General features: G+C 61.1%; 17 protein-coding genes. 6 read left to right on the top strand and 11 right to left on the bottom strand.

The window, feature by feature from the left end; translation table 11 throughout:
• Positions 1-36 precede the first annotated feature (36 nt).
• Positions 37-987 carry a GlxA family transcriptional regulator gene (locus tag NE357_RS10125; protein ID WP_169429710.1) on the bottom strand — a complete coding sequence of 317 codons (951 nt, stop codon included), beginning with the start codon at positions 985-987 and terminating at the stop codon, positions 37-39.
• A 213-nt stretch (positions 988-1,200) separates the two neighbouring features.
• On the opposite strand from NE357_RS10125, the gene NE357_RS10120 reads away from it, so the two are divergent.
• The gene (locus NE357_RS10120) at positions 1,201-1,923 is read left to right on the top strand and encodes a pirin family protein (protein WP_169429709.1); all 723 of its coding nucleotides are present in this window, start codon (positions 1,201-1,203) and stop codon (positions 1,921-1,923) included.
• 67 nt (positions 1,924-1,990) lie between these two features.
• On the opposite strand, the gene NE357_RS10115 is transcribed toward NE357_RS10120, so the two are convergent.
• Positions 1,991-2,866, bottom strand: a complete 876-nt coding sequence (locus tag NE357_RS10115) for a LysR family transcriptional regulator (protein WP_169429708.1) — start codon at positions 2,864-2,866, stop codon at positions 1,991-1,993.
• 112 nt (positions 2,867-2,978) lie between these two features.
• Here NE357_RS10115 and NE357_RS10110 point away from each other — a divergent pair, with 112 nt between their 5' ends.
• The 4 genes from NE357_RS10110 to NE357_RS10095 all read left to right on the top strand — a co-directional run bounded on the left by NE357_RS10110 (position 2,979) and on the right by NE357_RS10095 (position 6,891).
• On the top strand, positions 2,979-4,199 hold the full coding sequence (locus NE357_RS10110) for a YbfB/YjiJ family MFS transporter (protein WP_169429707.1): 1,221 nt from the start codon (positions 2,979-2,981) through the stop codon (positions 4,197-4,199).
• Between the two features lie 63 nt (positions 4,200-4,262).
• Positions 4,263-5,261, top strand: coding sequence for an NAD(P)H-quinone oxidoreductase (locus tag NE357_RS10105; RefSeq protein WP_169429706.1), 999 nt, complete (start codon positions 4,263-4,265; stop codon positions 5,259-5,261).
• Between the two features lie 112 nt (positions 5,262-5,373).
• Positions 5,374-6,318, top strand: a complete 945-nt coding sequence (locus tag NE357_RS10100; protein ID WP_169429705.1) for an alpha/beta hydrolase — start codon at positions 5,374-5,376, stop codon at positions 6,316-6,318.
• A gap of 159 nt (positions 6,319-6,477) precedes the next feature.
• Positions 6,478-6,891: a VOC family protein gene (locus NE357_RS10095; RefSeq protein ID WP_169429704.1), complete on the top strand. Its 414-nt coding sequence runs from the start codon at positions 6,478-6,480 to the stop codon at positions 6,889-6,891.
• A 56-nt stretch (positions 6,892-6,947) separates the two neighbouring features.
• On the opposite strand, the gene NE357_RS10090 is transcribed toward NE357_RS10095, so the two are convergent.
• On the bottom strand, positions 6,948-7,277 hold the full coding sequence (locus NE357_RS10090; RefSeq protein WP_169429703.1) for a hypothetical protein: 330 nt from the start codon (positions 7,275-7,277) through the stop codon (positions 6,948-6,950).
• Between the two features lie 225 nt (positions 7,278-7,502).
• On the opposite strand from NE357_RS10090, the gene NE357_RS10085 reads away from it, so the two are divergent.
• Positions 7,503-7,760, top strand: a complete 258-nt coding sequence (locus NE357_RS10085) for a hypothetical protein (protein ID WP_169429702.1) — start codon at positions 7,503-7,505, stop codon at positions 7,758-7,760.
• Positions 7,761-7,869: 109 nt separating this feature from the next.
• Here the strand turns inward: NE357_RS10085 and NE357_RS10080 are convergent, their stop codons facing one another.
• From NE357_RS10080 to NE357_RS10045, 8 genes are all read right to left on the bottom strand, one after another.
• Positions 7,870-8,892: an ABC transporter permease gene (locus NE357_RS10080; protein WP_007956055.1), complete on the bottom strand. Its 1,023-nt coding sequence runs from the start codon at positions 8,890-8,892 to the stop codon at positions 7,870-7,872.
• A 57-nt stretch (positions 8,893-8,949) separates the two neighbouring features.
• Positions 8,950-10,515: a sugar ABC transporter ATP-binding protein gene (locus NE357_RS10075; RefSeq protein WP_169429701.1), complete on the bottom strand. Its 1,566-nt coding sequence runs from the start codon at positions 10,513-10,515 to the stop codon at positions 8,950-8,952.
• A gap of 70 nt (positions 10,516-10,585) precedes the next feature.
• A complete protein-coding gene (locus NE357_RS10070) occupies positions 10,586-11,512 on the bottom strand; it encodes a sugar ABC transporter substrate-binding protein (protein WP_169429700.1) in 927 nt (308 codons plus the stop codon).
• Positions 11,513-11,669: 157 nt separating this feature from the next.
• On the bottom strand, positions 11,670-12,722 hold the full coding sequence (locus NE357_RS10065) for a Gfo/Idh/MocA family protein (protein ID WP_169429699.1): 1,053 nt from the start codon (positions 12,720-12,722) through the stop codon (positions 11,670-11,672).
• Between the two features lie 131 nt (positions 12,723-12,853).
• Positions 12,854-13,879, bottom strand: coding sequence for a Gfo/Idh/MocA family protein (locus tag NE357_RS10060; RefSeq protein ID WP_169429698.1), 1,026 nt, complete (start codon positions 13,877-13,879; stop codon positions 12,854-12,856).
• A gap of 35 nt (positions 13,880-13,914) precedes the next feature.
• Positions 13,915-15,846, bottom strand: coding sequence for a 3D-(3,5/4)-trihydroxycyclohexane-1,2-dione acylhydrolase (decyclizing) (gene iolD, locus NE357_RS10055; RefSeq protein WP_169429697.1), 1,932 nt, complete (start codon positions 15,844-15,846; stop codon positions 13,915-13,917).
• 45 nt (positions 15,847-15,891) lie between these two features.
• Entirely contained in the window at positions 15,892-16,713 is an 822-nt protein-coding gene (locus NE357_RS10050) for a TIM barrel protein (RefSeq protein WP_169429696.1), read from the bottom strand.
• 25 nt (positions 16,714-16,738) lie between these two features.
• Complete coding sequence (locus tag NE357_RS10045; RefSeq protein ID WP_169429695.1) at positions 16,739-18,241, bottom strand: CoA-acylating methylmalonate-semialdehyde dehydrogenase; 1,503 nt, start codon at positions 18,239-18,241, stop codon at positions 16,739-16,741.
• Between the last annotated feature and the right edge of the window lie 9 nt (positions 18,242-18,250).

Genomic DNA, 18,250 nt, shown 5'->3' with positions numbered 1-18,250 from the left:
ACGGACATCCGGATGCCCGTAACGGACAGAACAGCTCTAGCTGAACTGCTCGCGATATTGAGCCGGGGTCAATCCGAGCTTTTCGCCGAACAGAAAACGCATGTGCCGCACGCTGCCGAAACCGCTTTTGTAGGCCACTGTCTTCAGCGGCAGATCGCTGGTCTCCAGCAGATTGCGCGCGCAGTCGATGCGTGCACTTTGCAGGAACTCCATGGGCGTCATGTTGACTTCGCGTGCAAACAGGCGGGCGAAATGGCGTGCACTCATGTTCGCCACACCGGCCATGCGCTCAACGGTGAAGGTTTCCTCAAGATGCTCCAGAACGTAGTTCTGTACACGGGTGACGGGGGTTTCCTGTGGCGCAACCGCTGCCATCAGCGGACTGAATTGCGCCTGTCCGCCCTGGCGCTTCATCACCACCAGCAGCACTTTGGCCACATCCTGAGCGAGTTTTTTGCCGTGATCGCGGGCCACCACCGCCAGTGCCAGATCGATTCCGGCTGTCACGCCCCCCGAGGTGATCAGGTTGCGGTCTTCGACAAAGATCTGGTCGGTCGCGACATCTGCCTTGGGAAAGCCCTTGATCAAGCGCTCGGTGTAGTTCCAGTGGGTGGTCACGCGATACCCATCCAGCAGCCCGGCGTAGCCAAGCACGAAGGCACCCGTGCAAATCGAACCGTAGCGCCCGGCACGACTGACCGCACCTTTGAGCCAGTCCAGCAGCGGCGGACATTTTTTGTTGTAGGCACCGGGTCCGCCTGGCACCAACAGCAAGTCATAGCGATCGCCGGCTTCGTCGATATGCCCGTCGGTATGCACCCGCACACCATTGGAGGCACGCAGCGGCCCGCGTTCAGTCCCCAGAAGCGTCAGTTGATAATGGTCGTCCGGCTTAAGGTATCGGTTGGCAACCGAGAACACTTCCAGCGGCCCGGCCATATCGAGCAGTAGAAACTCGGGAAACAACACCATTGCCACGGTTTTCATGAGCAGACATCACTGAAATCAATGAACAGTTATAAGTTGCCGCATTATGGCCAAGTACAGCGCAAACGTTGAAAAAGAATGCGTGAACTGACGCACATTACTGTCAACTCCAAGGGGACAGTATTTCAATTTTCACCTACTTATTGCACACCAGCGTAACCAGTAACCTTCTCCTCACTTGGACGAATCAACGTCCTGAAAGGAGATCTGATCATGCTGACCCTTCGCAAAGCTTCCGACCGTGGTCTGGCCAATCATGGCTGGTTGAAGTCATTCCACACCTTTTCCTTCGCCAGTTATCGCAACCCGCGTGAACAGGGTTTCTCCGACCTGCTGGTGATCAACGATGACCGCGTCGCCGCCGGCAAAGGCTTCGGCCAGCACCCGCACCGCGACATGGAGATTTTCTCCTACGTGCTCGAAGGCGCCCTGGAACACAAGGATACTCTCGGCACCGGTTCGGTGATCCGCCCCGGCGACGTGCAACTGATGAGTGCCGGCAGTGGCGTGGCCCACAGTGAGTTCAACCACTCGGCGACCAAGCCTGTGCACTTCCTGCAGATCTGGATCGTGCCGGACGTCAGCGGCGCCAAACCGCGCTACCAGCAAGAGCACTTCAACGAACAGAAAAAACGCGGTCGCCTGCAACTGATCATCTCGCCCGAAGGCAGTCACGGCTCGCTGAAAGTGCGCCAGGATGCACGAGTGTATGCCGGGCTGTTCGATGGCGAGGAAAGTGCCACCCTCAAGCTGCCTGCCAACCGTTACGCCTATGTCCACGTTGCTCGCGGCAGCGTTGAACTGAACGGCGTGCAGTTGAAGGAAGGCGATGGCGTACGGGTTCGTGAAGAACAGGCACTGACCCTGAGCAATGGCCAGGATGCCGAAGTGCTGGTGTTTGACCTGCGGCCTCAGGAGTTGCCTGAAATGCCATGAGGCACCGGTTTCAACGCTCACAAAAAAGCGGCCTTCAGTGAAGGCCGCTTTTTCATTGACAGAACGACTACTCGTTTTCCGGCACAAACGCTTCGACAATGTGCTCGATCACCGCCCTGACCCGCGCGCTGTGGCGTAAATCCGCATGGGTCACCAGCCACACCTCATAAGGCAACGGACGCGTGCGCTCCGGCCACAGCCTGACCAAACCATCACGCTCGCCCATGTAGAGCGGGATTTCTCCTACCCCCAACCCGGCGGCAATCGAGCGTCGGACCAATAGGCTGGAGCTCAGACCGGCGACGATCCGCCCGCGAGTCACAGGCTCCGACACGAGGGTCAGATCCTTGTTGCCCTGCAGATACGGCTGGTACACCACCAGGTCATGGCCCTCGAACGCACTGCCCGGCGACGGCACGCCATGGCTGTCGACATAGGCCTGCGAGGCGAACAAACCCACCGGCCAACGCGCGATGCGCCGGGCGATCAGGTCCGGGTTGTCCGGACGGGTATTGCGCACGGCGATGTCCGCTTCACGTTTGGCCAGGCTGAGGATCTGCGTAGAGGCGTCCAGTTGCACGCGCACGTCCGGATGCTGTTCGTGCAACTGCGCGATGGCCGGGATCAGGAAATCGATGGCCAGCGAATCGGTGGTGCTGACCCGCACGCTGCCGGTCAGACGATCGTCCAGGCCCTGGATACGCCGTTCCAGCTCCAGTGCCGAATGCTCCATTTTTTCCACGGATTTGAGCGCCGCTTCACCGACTGCCGTCAGCGCATAGCCCTCGGAGGTGCGCAGGAACAAGGTCGCGGCCAGCGACTTTTCCAGTGCCGTGATGCGGCGCCCGACCGTTGCCTGATCCACGCCCAGTACACGGGCGGCACCGCGCAATGTCGACTCGCGGCAGACCGCAAGAAACACCCGTGCATCATCCCAGTTCATACCGTTCTCCATTGATGCATAAACGCATCACTATCACGCAAACTCGCTGCATTAACGCAGCAACGATAGCCGATATGCTGGGCGCCATAAACCTTTCCACAGGATTGCCGTCATGCCCACTTCAATTGCTTCGCCCGAGCGTCCGGACGCGAGAGTCTGGCTGGCGATTTTCGCCGGACTCTGCGCCAGCCTGGTCAGCATCGGCCTGGCGCGTTTCGCCTACACGCCGCTGATCCCCTCGCTGATTCAGGCGCAGTGGTTTTCCGCCCATGATGTGGTCTATCTCGGCGCGGCCAACCTGGTCGGTTACCTGATCGGCGCCCTCCTCGGCCGCCCGCTGGCACGCCGGCTCACTCAGAGAAACGCTCTGCGCCTGATGATGCTGGCGGTGACCGTGGCGTTTTTCGCCTGTGCGTACCCGGTGTCGGTGAGCTGGTATTTCGGCTGGCGCCTGCTGTCGGGAATCGCGGGTGGCGCGATCATGGTGCTGGTGGCTGCGACTGTATTGCCCCATGTACCGGCCGAGCGCAAAGGCCTGGCCAGCGGGGCGATTTTCCTCGGCATCGGTCTGGGCATCGCCGGCTCGGGCACGATCGTTCCGCTGCTGTTGAGCCTGGGCTTGCAAGCAACATGGCTGGGATTGGGCGTGCTGTCGCTGGCACTGACGGCTTTGAGCTGGTTCGGCTGGCCCTCGGAGCAGCCCCATGCAACAACCGCAACGGCTCAGGTGGATCCGCTCGAGCCGACACCGCCTGCGGTTTATCTGCTGTTTGCCCAGTACGCGTTCATGGCCGCCGGGCTGGTGCCGGCCATGGTCTTTCTGGTGGATTATGTCGCCCGGGGTCTGGGCGCCGGGTCGCATGTCGGCGCGCTGATGTGGGTCATGTACGGTCTGGGCGCCATCGTCGGCCCGGTGAGTTACGGCTTCCTCGCCGATCATCTCGGCGCGCGAACCGGCATTCGTCTGGTGCTGGTGGTGCAGGCGATCACCCTTGGCTTGCTGGCCATTTCGCATTCGTTCCTGGCGTTGGCACTGCTGGCGGTGGTCCTCGGTTCATTCCCGCCGGGCATTGTGCCGCTGGCATTGGCCCGAGTGCATGAGCTGGTACCGGATCACCATCGCCAGCAGGTGGCGTGGAGCCGGGCCACGGTGTCGTTCGCCACGTTTCAGGCGCTGGCGGGCTTCGCCTATTCGGCGCTGTTCAACGCCACGGGCGGACAACATGTGCTGCTCTTCGTGATTGCCGGCGGTGCCATCGTGATCGCGCTGATACTTGAGCACGCCCTGAAACTGCTGCCCTCCTCCGTCGAGCAACGCTGCTGCGCCGAATGACGGGAATCATTGCGCCCTGACTGCGTTCCCATCTACTGATCACTTTTTCAAGAGGAATCGAACATGACGTTGCCCACTGATATGACCCGAATGGAAATCACCGAACCGGGCGGGCCCGAGGTTCTGCAATCCCGACGCGTCCCGCTGCCGGTCGCCGCAGAAGGCGAAGTACTGATCCGCGTGCACGCCGCCGGCGTCAATCGCCCGGACGCCCTGCAACGCGCCGGCAAGTACCCGATGAGGCCTGGCATGAACCCGATCCCGGGCCTTGAAGTGGCGGGTGAAGTCGTGGCGGTCGGCAATGGCGTCAGCACATTCGCGGTGGGTGACCGCGTGTGCGCGCTGACCAATGGCGGCGGTTACGCCGAATATTGCGCGGTTCCGGCGGGCCAGGTCTTGCCAATCCCCGATGGGCTGGACTGGATCCAGGCAGCGGCCATTCCGGAAACCTTTTTCACCGTGTGGGCCAACCTGTTCGGTCTCGGCGGCGCCAGCCGTGGCCAGCGCGCCTTGATCCACGGCGGCACCAGCGGCATCGGCACCACCGCGTTGATGCTGTGCCGCGAGTTTGGCATCGAAGCCTTCGCCACCGCCGGCAGCGCCGACAAATGCACAGCGATCCGCAATCTGGGCGGTGAAGCGATCAACTACCGGGAACAGGATTTCGCGACTGTCATCGCCGAGCAAACTGCCGGCCAGGGCGTCAATGTGATCCTCGACATCATGGGCGGCTCGTACCTCAACGGGAACATCAGCGCCTTGGGGATGGATGGGCGGTTGGTAATGATCGGCTTCCTCGGCGGCGCGCGGGCCAACGACATCGATCTGCTGGCCATCCTCGGCAAGCGTGCGGTGGTCACCGGTTCGCTCCTGCGCGCCCGTACCTCGGCGGAAAAAGCCGCCATCGCAGATCAATTGCGCGAACACGTCTGGCCGGTGCTGGCCGCCGGACGCTGCCTGCCGATCATCGACAAGGTTTACCCGCTCGCCGACGCAGCCAAGGCCCATGCGCACATGGAAGCGGGCGATCACATCGGCAAGATCGTGCTGAAGATCGACTGAGTCGCTGCAGCATTTTGTAATCGTTGCAGGCGTGCGGTGGTCGAAAATGTCACGCGCAGGTCAAGGCATCTGGTAAAAAGCGTTCTTTGTCCGCGCCGTGGTGAAACGTTTAATGTTCCTTGCCTTCATGACCCGACTTCGACGCCGCCGTCTGGCGTTCGCCTGCATGGCCGCCCTGATCATCGGCGTGCCGGCGAGTTGTGCCGTGCTGGAACACACCGAACGCAAGCTGCTGTTTCGCATCGAGCCGGGCACGGCCGGCTGGTATCACGGATTGCCCGGCAGCGTGCAGGAACTCGACCTGCAACCGAAAAGCTTCAAGGCCGGGCAGAACATTCACGCCTGGTGGTGGCCGGCAGAGCGCGCCGATGCTCCGGCCATCCTTTATCTGCATGGCGTGCGCTGGAACCTCACCGGGCAACTGTTCCGTATCGAGCAACTGCGTGCGGCAGGTTATTCGGTGCTGGCCATCGACTATCGCGGCTTCGGCCAGAGCCATGGCGACCTGCCGTCGGAGAGCACGGTGTACGAGGATGCGCGGGTGGCCTGGGAACGCTTCCAGCTGTTGCAGCCCGACCCGAACAAACGCCTGATTTACGGACATTCGCTGGGAGGTGCGGTCGCCATCGACCTGGCTGCCGAACTCGGCCGCGATGCTGCCAGAAATCACACCCCTCTGCCGGTGCGCGGACTGGTCATCGAATCCACGTTCACCTCATTGGCGGATGTGGCGGCTGCGGTGGCCAACACCTCTCTTCCCGTGCGCTGGCTGTTGTCGCAGAAGTTCGACTCCATCGACAAGATCGCCGAGATCCACATGCCGCTGCTGGTGGTGCACGGTCTGGCCGACGCATTCGTGCCGTCGCGCTTCAGCGAGCAACTGTTCGCCGCCGCCCGGCAACCGAAACGCCTGCTGCTGGTGCCCGGCGCAACGCACAACAACAGCATGGCGCTAGGCGGACAGAACTATCGCAAGGCGATCGATGCGCTGATGCAAACCCGACCTGCCGCCCGGGTGGCGGGCGCTACGGTGCAGAAAAACCCGCGAGACTCCTGACATCCCTCCCCGCAGACCATCGGTCACCCCGAAAGGAAATTCTTGCAGCATCGGCTGGCAATCCGGCGTTCTAACGCTTTGCTGGATGGAGTCAATCCATGACGCTGCTTCGGCACACCCGGCCGCGCAGCGTTCCACTGCCTATTCGGGAGCACCACCATGAAAATCAACCCGTACCTGATCTTCAACGGCGACTGCCGCGCAGCCTTCACGTTTTACGAGCAATGCCTGCAAGGCAAGCTCGAAGCGATGATGACCTTCGGCGAAACCCCAGCCGCCGAACATGTCCCCAAAGAGCACCACAACCTGATCATCCACACCTGCCTGAAAGTCGGCGATCAGATGCTCATGGCTTCGGACACCACACCCGACCGCCCGACCCCAGGCATGAGCGGCTGCTCGATCTCCCTGAATGTCGACAGCATCGCCGAGGCCGAACGGGTGTTTAACGCCCTGGCCAGGGACGGTCGTGTCGACATGCCGCTGGAATCCACCTTCTGGGCCGCACGCTTCGGCATGCTGGTGGATCGTTTTGGCGTGTCATGGATGGTCAATTGCGAAAGCGACAAATAGCGCTGCATTTGCGCAAGACAATAAAAAGCCCAACCTCTTGAGGTTGGGCTTCACTTTTATCGCTGAGCCAGTTCATGTCTCACGCATTGTTCGTAATAGGTCTGCTTGACGGCTGCGGGCTTGAGACGCGAGGTACTGTTATAGGTTTGCTCCGTGATGCCCATCGCGGTCATGCGCATCCACGGCTGCTGAAATTTACGTACCTGCAAGCGCTTGCGGGCGCCGTACAGGGAAATCCCTGACAACTTCGACTGTTGCGCGCCGGCAGCGATGTCCGAGCCCCAAGTGCACGCAAAACGATGGCTCTTGCTCAGTTCCCTGGCCTGGGCCTGCACCGCGAACAGAGCGAGGGAAAGCGTTGCTACGGTGATGACAATCGTCCGCATATAGCCCACCTAACCTTTTGAAAAAAGGCGAGTTTGCCGGGACTTCAAACATTCGGGGGCCAGCAATTTGCCGCCTGTTGCAGCCATGTTCGGCCGAAGGCTCTCTACAAAGATGCTCGACTACACAGCCACCCGCCTCCCAGCTCTCCCGCCCGTCAGCCGCCCGGCACTTTGTTTCGCTTCTGATTTTCCAACGTCAATCCACCTGACGCGGAAGCCCCGACGATGAACAAAACCATTGCAGCCCTCATGCTTGGAAGTCTTTTATCCGCCACTGCACCGCTTGCGACGGCGGGAAGCAGCGTCCCGCCTACCGGTATTCCCGGAGTCAACCAGGGAGGCACCGAATCCAAGGAAGACAGGGCCGACAAAAAGGGCGAAGAAGCCTCGGGGTCGAATTCCGGTGCAGAGACCCACGAAACAGATAAGGATGCGCAAACGTCCAGCGGCTCAAAAGATGGGATGGAAGAAAAGAAACCCTGAACGACTTGGCCGCCTCAGCAGTCTTTGCGCAGGAACAAAAAAGCCGATCTTTCCGATCGGCTTTACTGTGTGACGTTCATCCCGCGTTACCAAGCCAGGACAATGAACTTCAGCGTTTGAGCTTGCGCTTGTTGCGGTATTGGTCGATCACCACGGCAACCACGATGATCAGCCCCTTGATGATGTCCTGAATGTAGGCATCGACCCCGACAAACGTAAAACCGCTGGCCATCACCCCTAGAATCAGAGCGCCAATCACCGTGCCAGTGATGCGCCCCACCCCACCCGCCAGACTGGTACCACCGATGACTGCGGCGGCAATCGCATCCAGCTCATAAGACATGCCCATCCCGGCCTGACCGGTAGCGGCGCGGGCCGAAGCCACCACGCCTGCCAGCCCCGCCAGCAACCCGGCGATGCTGTAGACGATGACCAGATGGCGTTTGACGTTGATACCGGAGGTGCGCGCCGCCTGCATGTTGCCGCCGATGGCGTAGGTGTATTTGCCGTATTTGGTGTAGCGCAGCGCGATGTGGAAGATCACCGCCACCACCAGAAAAATGATCACCGGCATCGCCCCGTGGCCAATGGCCGTGTAGGAATCCGAGAGCATGCTCACCGGCTGGCCTTCGGTGTAATAACGCGCCAGACCACGGGCTGAAACCATCATCCCCAGTGTGGCAATGAACGGTGGAATCCCGGTGATGGCGATGATGCTGCCGTTGATCGCCCCCGCCAGCAACCCGACACCAAGCCCGGCAATCACGGGAATCCAGACCGGCAAATCGGTCAGTGACGGAAACACTGCCCGAGCGAAATCCGAAGTCTGCGCCAGACTGGCCGCGATCATCGCCGACAAGGCGAGTACCGAACCCGACGACAGGTCGATACCGGTGGTGATGATCACCTGGGTCACGCCAATCGCCAGCAGGCCGATGATCGACACTTGCAGGATCATCAACACCAGCCGCTGGGAGTTCATCAGAAAGCTCTGGTCGCGCACGATCCAGCCGAACAGTTCGAACACCAGGCCAATGCCGATCAGCACCAGGAAAATGCTCAGCTCCGTCGGAAAGCGCCGGCGACTCTTGACCGGTGCCGTGGCCGGTTTGTTTTCCAGTATCGCGTTCATAACCACTCACCTTTCTATCGCATCATCGACGGCGGCCTCAGCCACCAGCGGTATCCGTTAATGAACCGAGGACAGGCCCGAAGCCAGTTGCATCACCCGCTCCTGAGTCGCCTCGCTGCAGTCGAGGGTGCCCATCAGGTCGCCCTCGTGCATGACCATCACCCGGTCGCTCATGCCGAGCACTTCCGGCAGCTCCGAAGAAATCATGATCACCGCCATGCCTTCGCTGGCGAGGTAGGCGATGAGCCGGTAAATCTCGGCCTTGGCGCCGACGTCGATGCCGCGGGTCGGCTCGTCGAGAATCAGGATTCGCGGGTTGGTCATCAACCAGCGCGCCAGCAAGGCTTTCTGCTGATTGCCACCCGACAAGGTGTCGATGCACTGCTCCAGCGACGGTGTTTTCACCCGCAGCTTCTTGCACATGTCTTCGCACAAGGCGCGCAAGGCTTTTTGCTGGATGAAACCGTGGCCGGCGTAGTGCGGCAGGACGGCCATTTCCATGTTCTCCAGCACCGAGAGGCACGGGAACAGACCACTGAGCTTGCGATCCTCGGTCAACAGTGCGAAGCCCTTCTCGATCGCCATGTGCGGATCGCGGATGCGCACCACCTCGCCATCGAGACGGATCTCGCCACCGTCGCTGGGCGTGATGCCGAAGATCGCCTCAGCCACGTTGGTCCGGCCGGAGCCCATCAAGCCGGCGATGCCCAGGATTTCCCCGGCATGCAGGTCGAAGGAAACACCCTTGAAAATACCGTCGAGCTTGAGGTCGCGCACCGACAGCAACAGATCGCCAATCGGCTTTTCACGCACCGGAAACAACTGGCTCAATTCACGACCGACCATCATCGAAATCAGGCTGTCGCTGTCCATGGAATCGGCTCGCTGCAGCCCGATGTAGGCACCGTCACGGAACACCGCCACTTCATCGGCGATCGCGAACACTTCGTTCATTTTGTGGGTGATGTAGATAATGCCTTTGCCCTGACGTTTCAGGTCGGCAATGATCGAGAACAGGTGGCCGACTTCCTTGTCGGTGATGGCCGACGTCGGTTCGTCCATGATCAGGATGTCGGAGTCGTAGGACACGGCTTTGGCGATCTCGACCATCTGCCGCTCGGCAATACTCAGATTGCCGACCAGCTCTTCGGGATCAAGGTTGATCCGCAGGCGCTCCAGCAGTTTCGCCGTGCAGCGGTGCATTTCCCGATGGTCGATCATGTGAAAGCCGTTGAGCTGCTCGCGGCCGATCCAGATGTTTTCGGCGATGCTCATGTGCGGCATCAGGTTGAGTTCCTGATGAATCATTGCTATCCCGGCCTGAAGCGCCGCCAGTGGCGTTTCGAACACCACCGGTTTGCCCCGCAGGCGCAGTTCGCCGGCGTCTGGCTGATAGATGCCGGCGATGATTTTCATCAGGGTGGATTTGCCCGCGCCATTCTCGCCCATGAGCGCCAGCACGGAACCGGGGCGTACCCGCAGTTGCACATCGGACAACGCCACCACACCGGGGAAACCCTTGCTGACGTTGAGGATCTCCAGCAGGTACGGCTCTTCGACAGGTATTGCAGTGGGCGGGCTCCCCGTCAAAGGGGTGCTCGAAGCAGTCGCTGAAGCGAACATGATCAGGTACTCCATCGGCAAGGTCGCGATCGCCACCTTGCGGGCTTATTGTTGTTATTGAACGGACGGACTATTTGAACTGGTCAACGTTTTGCGGCGTGATCAGGCGGAACGGCACCCAGACGGCCGGCTCGACCGGCTCGTTCTTCGCCATTCTCACCGCGGTATCGATGGAACCGTCGGCCTGGCCCTTGGCGTCCTGGAACACGGAAGCGGCCAGCGAGCCCTTCTTCACGGCGTTCAAGCCGTCCGGCGTGCCGTCGACACCCGCAATCAGCACGCTGCCTTTGGCGACGCCGGCCTGTTGCAGCGCCATCGCGGCACCGATGGCCATTTCGTCGTTGTTGGAGACGACCGCGTCGAATTTGCGGCCCTGTGTCAGCCAGTCGTTGACCAGGGTCATGCCCTTGTCCCGCAGCCAGACGCCGCTCTGCTCCTGCTCGACCTTGATGTCCGGGTATTTGGCCAGCACCTCTTTGACGCCCTTGGTGCGGTTAGTGGTGGAGTTGTTCGCGAGGTCACCCAGCAAGATCACGATGTTGCCCTTGCCGCCCATCTTGTCGGCCAGGTACTGCATCTGCATCTCGCCGGCCTCCAGGTCGTTGGAGGCGACGGTCACGACGCCTTTAGGCAGGTTCAGGTCATCGGGGCGGCGGTTGACATAGACCAGTGGAATGCCGGCCTTCACTGCCGCTTCAGTAATCTTCTTGGTGGCGGCGGTATCCACCGGATTAACCACGATGGCGTCGACCTTCTGGCTGATGAAGCTTTCGACCTGGCTCAGTTGCTTGACCACGTCGCTGCGGGCGTCTTCGAACTGCAGCTTGACGCCGTCGGGATAGGACCTGGCTTTCTTGTCCATGGATTCACGCAGGTAGGTCAGCCAGGTGTCATCGAACTGGGACATGCTGACGCCGATCTTCATATCGGCCAGCACAGCGCCGCTGGCGAACATCAGGGACAAGGCCAGTGAGGCAAAACGGGTCTTGGTCTTCATGAAAAGTCTTTCTCCACATTCTTGTTGGTTTTATGGATGAGGCGTGACGATTTCAGTAAGCGGACAAGCAGTCGAGGCGTTGGAACGTATGGCGAGACAGAGAATCTGAAATCGACTCTATTGGAAATTATTTTCTATATCAACCTGTTTTAGAATTTTATTGTGATTTTATTCCATGGCTTGCGAACTCGCTCAGCTCCACTACCTGATGACGTTTGGAACTCAGTCGCGCAGCGTCTAGCACGCGGGTTGTCGCCAGTGCATCGCGGGCATCCACGGGCAGCGGGCCACCGTTTTGCAAGGCGATTTGTAGCTGCAAATAGAACTGACTCCAGCAGCCGCGCTCGGACGGAACCCGTTCGCGCTCTTCTCCGTGTTCGAACCAGCCCCAACGTCGGTGCTCCTCGACGCCCCAGCGCTCGCCTTCGGTCTTCGGCGAAAGCCCGGCCAGCGCCTGGACCTCCTGCCCGTCCAGCCCCTCGACGCTGTAACAACCCAGCGTACCGCTCACCCGAAAGCGCGGGCCGGGGCTGTTCTGCAGGCAACTGCCGCCCAGGTGCGAGGTCACGCCGTTGACGTGGGTCAGGGACATGAAGAAGCCGTGATCGAAGGTCTGGTCTTTTTCCAGGTAGTCCAGTTCGGCGTAGACCCGTGTCACCGGGCCGAACAGCAACAACGCCTGATCGACCAGATGACTGCCCAGATCGCGCAGGAAACCACCGCCGCTGCTGTTGTGAACCGATGACGGCGAGTAACGCTCGATCCGCGACTCGAACCGGCTGACCTGGCCCAGCGCGCCGGATTCGATGAGTTTGCGCACGGTTAGAAAGTCTGAGTCCCAGCGCCGGTTTTGATACACGCTGAGCGGAACATTCTGGCGCTCGGCCATGGTGATCAGGGTTTGCGCCTGCTGCCAGTCGGCGGCGAACGGCTTGTCGCTGACTACCGCCACGCCGTGTTCGATGCCGTCGAGCACCAGTGCCGGCCGCCCCTTGAGGGGCGTCGATACCACTAGCACATCGATCCCGGCTTCCACCAAGTGGCCGATGCTGTCGAAGGCCGGCACACCCGGATGCTCCGCCGCCAGCAACTGTCGGCGCTCCGCTGAACGAGTAACCACGCCGACAAACGTCGCCGCCGGCAGGCTGCTGATCAGCGGAGCATGAAAAAACCGGCCGCCGTGGCCGTAACCGACAAGTCCGATGCGCATACAAGTATTTCCCTGAATAAAACGCGGACCCTGTGGGAGCGGGCTTGCCCGCGATGGCGGCGGCACATTCCACATTGATGTGCCCTGATAGACCGCAATCGCGAACAAGCTCGCTCCCACAGGGATTTGCGTCAGCTGTAGAAATGGGGACGGTCTGGCAGTGCGACCTTGACGATCGCCCCGCTGTGCTGCGCTTCGATGCACGCATCGGCGGCAACGGCGGCGGCGAAGCCGTCCCACGCCGACGGCCCGCCGACCTGCCCTGCCCGCACGCCATCGATGAACGCCTGCAACTCGACGTCATAGGCCGCGATAAAGCGATCCTTCCAGTCCATCAGAATCGCGTTGGACAGCTTGGCCCCGCTGCGCAATTGCACCTGAGACGGCTCCGGCAATTTGGCGATGCCGGTCTCCCCCACCACTTCGCACTGGATGTCATAGCCGTACTGGCAATTGACGAAAACCTCCACGTCGATCCGTGTGCCCTTTGCGGTTTCCAGCAGCACGATCTGCGGATCTTTCAAATGCGCGAGGGCTTTGCTGCTCTTGCGCGGGAACACCACCTGCACCGAGACGTAATCGTCGTCGAGCAACCAGCGCAGCACGTCCAGTTCATGGATCAACGTGTCGGTGATTGCCATGTCGGTCTTGTAGTTTTCGCCCACGCTCGGGTTGCGGTGCGCGCAATGCAGCATCAAAGGCTCGCCGATCTGGCCACTGTCGATCACCGACTTCAGCGCGCGATAACCTTCATCGTACGGACGCATGAAACCGACCTGCACCAGCCGTTTGCCGTGGGCCACTTCGGCCTCGACGATCTTGCGGCAGCCTTCGGCGGTCACCGCCAACGGTTTCTCGCAGAACACCGGTTTGCCCGCCGCAATCGCGGCCAGCACAAACTCTTCGTGGCTCGGGCCCCAGGAGGTGACGAGGATCGCCTCGACGTCCGGCGCCTGGATCAGCGCGTGGCCGTCGGGATAGACCTCGGCGGTCAGATTCAGGTCAGCCACGACCTTGGCCGCCTGCTGCAAATTGATGTCGGTAACCGCGACGACCTGACTGTTGAGCAAGGTCTGGCTGCAACGACGGATGTGATCCTGACCGATAGCCCCGGTGCCGATGACGCCTAGCCGCAACGCTTGGGAAAGCAATGACATAAAAGGATTCCTTGTAGTTGTTCGATTCAGAGCAATCAGTACTGACGGGCCTTGGCCAGTCGTTCGTTCAGGGTTTTGGCCACTGCATCGGTGCGGGCGCTGGTGGAGACTTGCGCCACGCCGACCCGCCACCACGACAGGTAACCGTGAATCATGGTCTTGGGCAGAACCTTGATGTCGATCAGGGTCGAGACCGTCTGCAAGCGCGCATCGGCCAGCGCCGCCTGCAACTCTTCAACGGTGTTCACCTTGTAGGTCTTGCAGCCGTAGGCCGCCGCGCTCATGGCGAAATCCACCGGCACGAAAGCACCGTCGAGCTTGCCGCTCTGCGGGTTGCGGAAACGGAACTCGGTGGCAAAGCTGTCCATGCCGTTGCCCATCTGCAGATTGTTGATGCAACCGAAGGTCATGTTGTCGAACAGCACCACGTTGATCTTGCGCCGCTCCTGAATCGAGGTGGCAAGCTCCGAGTGCAGCATCATGTAAGAGCCGTCGCCCACCAGCGCATAAACCTCGTGCTCGGGCTCGGCAAGCTTCACGCCCAGCGCGGCGTTCACCTCATAGCCCATGCACGAATATCCGTATTCGACGTGATAAGTGTTCACCCCCTTGCTACGCCAGCTGCGCTGCAAGTCACCGGGCAGGCTGCCGGCGGCAGCGACGATGACCGCGTCATCGGCAAGGGTTTCATTGAGCACGCCTAGCACACGGCTCTGGGTCAGGCAGGAACCGGTCAGCTCGATGAATTCGCGCAACACCGCCGGATCGAGGTGGTCGTTGATTTCCGGGACGAAGTCCCGAGCCTGGTAGTCGATCTGATAAAGGCGATCCACTTCCTCGTCCAGTTGCGCCCGGGCCTGACGGGGCTGGTCGCCCCAGCCGGAACGGTAGTCCCCCAGCGCTTCGGCCAGCGCCGACAAACCTGTTCGGGCGTCCGCCAACAGTTGCACGCCGTCGAGTTTCAGGGCATCGCAGGGGCTGATATTGAGGTTGAGAAATTGCACGTCAGGGTGCTGGAACAAGGATTTCGACGCGGTGGTGAAATCGCTGTAGCGAGTGCCAACCCCGATGATCAGATCCGCCTCTTTGGCCAGCAGGTTCGCCGCCAGGCAACCGGTTTCGCCAATGCCACCGACGTTCAGCGGATGGCTGGACACCACCGCGCTTTTGCCGGCCTGGGTTTCGGCGAAGGGAATATCGAAGCGCTCGGCAAACGCCTGCAACGCCGCGCTGGCACCCGAGTATTTGACGCCGCCACCACAGATGATCAGCGGTTTGCGTTTGCCTTTGAACAACGCCAAGGCATCGCCGAGCATCGCTTCAGTGGCCGGACGACGCTCGATCCGGTGCACGCGTTTTTGCAGGAAGTAATCGGGATAGTCGTAGGCTTCGGCCTGCACATCCTGCGGCAGGGCCAGGGTCACGGCGCCGGTTTCGGCGGGATCCGTGAGCACGCGCATGGCGTGGATCGCCGCAGTCATCAATTGCTCGGGGCGGTTGATGCGATCCCAGTATTTGCTCACGGCCTTGAACGCATCGTTGGTACTGATGCTCAGGTCGTGGAACTGTTCGATCTGTTGTAACACCGGATCCGGTTGACGGCAGGCATAGACGTCACCCGGCAACAACAGCAAGGGAATCCGGTTGGCGGTCGCGGTGGCGGCAGCGGTCAGCATGTTCGCCGCGCCCGGCCCCACGGACGAGGTGCAGGCGTAGATCTTGCGTCGCAGATGCTGCTTGGCGAAACCGATCGCCGCATGGGCCATGCCTTGTTCGTTGCGGCCCTGATGGACGATCAGGTCACCGCTGTCCTGCTCCAGCGCCTGCCCCAGACCCAGCACGTTGCCGTGGCCGAAAATGGTAAAGATCCCGGCGACGAACTTGCTCTGAACGCCATCGACCTCGATGTACTGGTTATCGAGGAATTTCACCAGGGCCTGGGCCATGGTCAGTCTTGTTGTGGTCATAACCGCACCTTTCAAATTCAGATCCGATCCCTGCGAGGGGCACTGTCAACTCAGGGATTGGCTCAGGTGGTCCATGCTCGCGCCGATCGCCGTCTGAATATCCGCCAGGCCATGGACGCTGTCGGCAAACGGCTCAAACGACAGGTAGCCGCTGTAGCCGCCAGCGAGCAGGCTGTTGATTTGTGCCGCGTTGCCGAGAATGTCGTCCGCGCCCACCAGCACCCGGTGACCATCGCCAAGGGTCGCCAGCGGCGCCTCGGTCTCCTCGACACCGGAGATGTGCACCAGCCCGGTCAGCTCAGGGAAAAACTCTTGCTCACCGCCCAGGTGGTGGTGAAAGGTGTCATGCACCAGACGGAACACATCCAGCCCGCCGCCCGCCCTGATCGCCTCCACCGCCGTGCGTTTGCGACGCAGCGAGCAGGCTTTGAAACCCAGCGGCTCGATGAAACCCAGCAGGCCATGATCGCGCAGGATCGGCGCCAGCTCGCTCAACGCGGTGCGCAGGCCCGACGCACGTTCGGCGACGCTGCGCGGATCGGCGCGATCGTTCAACGGGCACATCACCAGCCCCCGCGCACCACAATCGCGGGCATAGGCAGCCAGCTTCAAGGCCTGCGCGCGGCGCTCGTCATTCCAAACGTCGAACGGATACAGCGCGTTGATCGACAGCACGCTGATGCCGTGGGCCGTGCACAACTCACGCACGTGTTCGGGTGCGGTGCCGTCCTCGATCTCGATGCCTTTGAGGTCGTTGCGGATCTCGATGGCGTCGGCCTTGAGGGTCACCGCCAATTCGATGAACGCCAGCAGGGACAAACGTGGAGCGACCATTCGGTTGAGGGCAAAACGCAGGGGAGTACTCATTCTTGTTGTTCTCCGCGCAGAGGAATTATTTGGCCGTCGGCATGCTGAATTCCGGCCCCTTGGCAATGCTGTCGGGCCAGCGCTGCATCACGCTTTTGTAACGGCTGTAGAAACGAATGCCTTCTTCTCCGTAGGCATGGTGATCGCCGAACAGCGAGCGCTTCCAGCCACCGAACGAATGCCAGGCCATGGGCACCGGAATCGGCACGTTGATGCCGACCATCCCGACCTTGATGCTGCGGGCGAAGGCGCGGGCGATCCCGCCATCGCTGGTGAAGCACGACACGCCATTGCCGAATTCATGGGCGTTGATCAGCGCCACGGCACTGGCGAAATCCGGCACGCGAACGATGCCCAGCACCGGGCCGAAGATTTCCTGCTGATAGATGCTCATGTCGGTGGTGACGTGATCGAACAGCGTCGCGCCGACGAAAAAGCCCGTCTCGGCCCCCGGCACCTTGAAGTGACGGCCGTCGACAATCAGCTGCGCGCCCTGGGCCACGCCCTGATCGATAAAGCCTTCCACCCTGGCCTTGTGTTCGGCGGTGACCAGCGGGCCCATGTCGTTGTCGCCTTGCAGACCGTTGCCGACTTTCAACTGATCGATGCGCGGCAACAGTTTGGCGATCAGTTGATCGCCGACTTCGCCCACCGCGACCGCAATCGAAATCGCCATGCAGCGCTCACCGGCCGATCCGTAAGCGGCGCCGATCAAGGCATCCGCCGCCTGATCCAGATCCGCGTCGGGCATGACGATCATGTGATTCTTCGCGCCGCCCAGCGCCTGCACCCGCTTGCCGCGCGCGGTGGCCTGTTGGTGGATGTATTCGGCAATCGGCGTCGAACCGACAAACGAAATCGCCTCGATGTCCGGGTGCTGCAGCAAGGCGTCGACCGCCGTCTTGTCGCCCTGAACCACGTTGAACACACCGTCCGGCAAACCGGCTTCGGTCAACAGGCGAGCCATCAGCAAACTGGCGGACGGGTCGCGCTCGGACGGTTTGAGGATGAAGCAGTTGCCGGTGACCAGCGCCAGCGGAATCATCCACAGCGGCACCATCACCGGGAAGTTGAACGGCGTGACCCCGGCGCAGACGCCGAGCGGCTGACGCAGGTTCCAGTTGTCGATACCGCCGCCGATGTTATCGCTGAACTCGGTCTTCAACAGGTTCGGTGCACCGCAGGCGTACTCGACGATTTCAATGCCTCGGGTGACTTCGCCCTTGGCGTCGGAAAACACCTTGCCGTGTTCCCGGCTGATGATTTCGGCCAGTTCGTCGTGGTGACGATCGAGCAATTCCTTGAACTTGAACATCACCCGCGAACGGCGCAGGGACGATTGCTCGGACCAGGCCGGAAAGGCCTTCAGCGCCGAAGCGACGGCAGCGTCCACGGTCTTCTGGCTGGCCAGCCCGACCCGCGCCTGAACGCCGCCGGTGGCCGGATTGAAGACATCGCTGAATCGTTCGCTACCACTGTCCTGCACCTGACCGTCGAGGTAATGGCCTATGACCGGGGTGTCGCTCATTGTTCTTGT

It is taken from the genome of Pseudomonas sp. G7(2022) (assembly GCF_052660475.1).
Note: the sequence above shows the minus strand (reverse complement) of the source record. Positions and strands in the feature narration are given on the sequence as shown.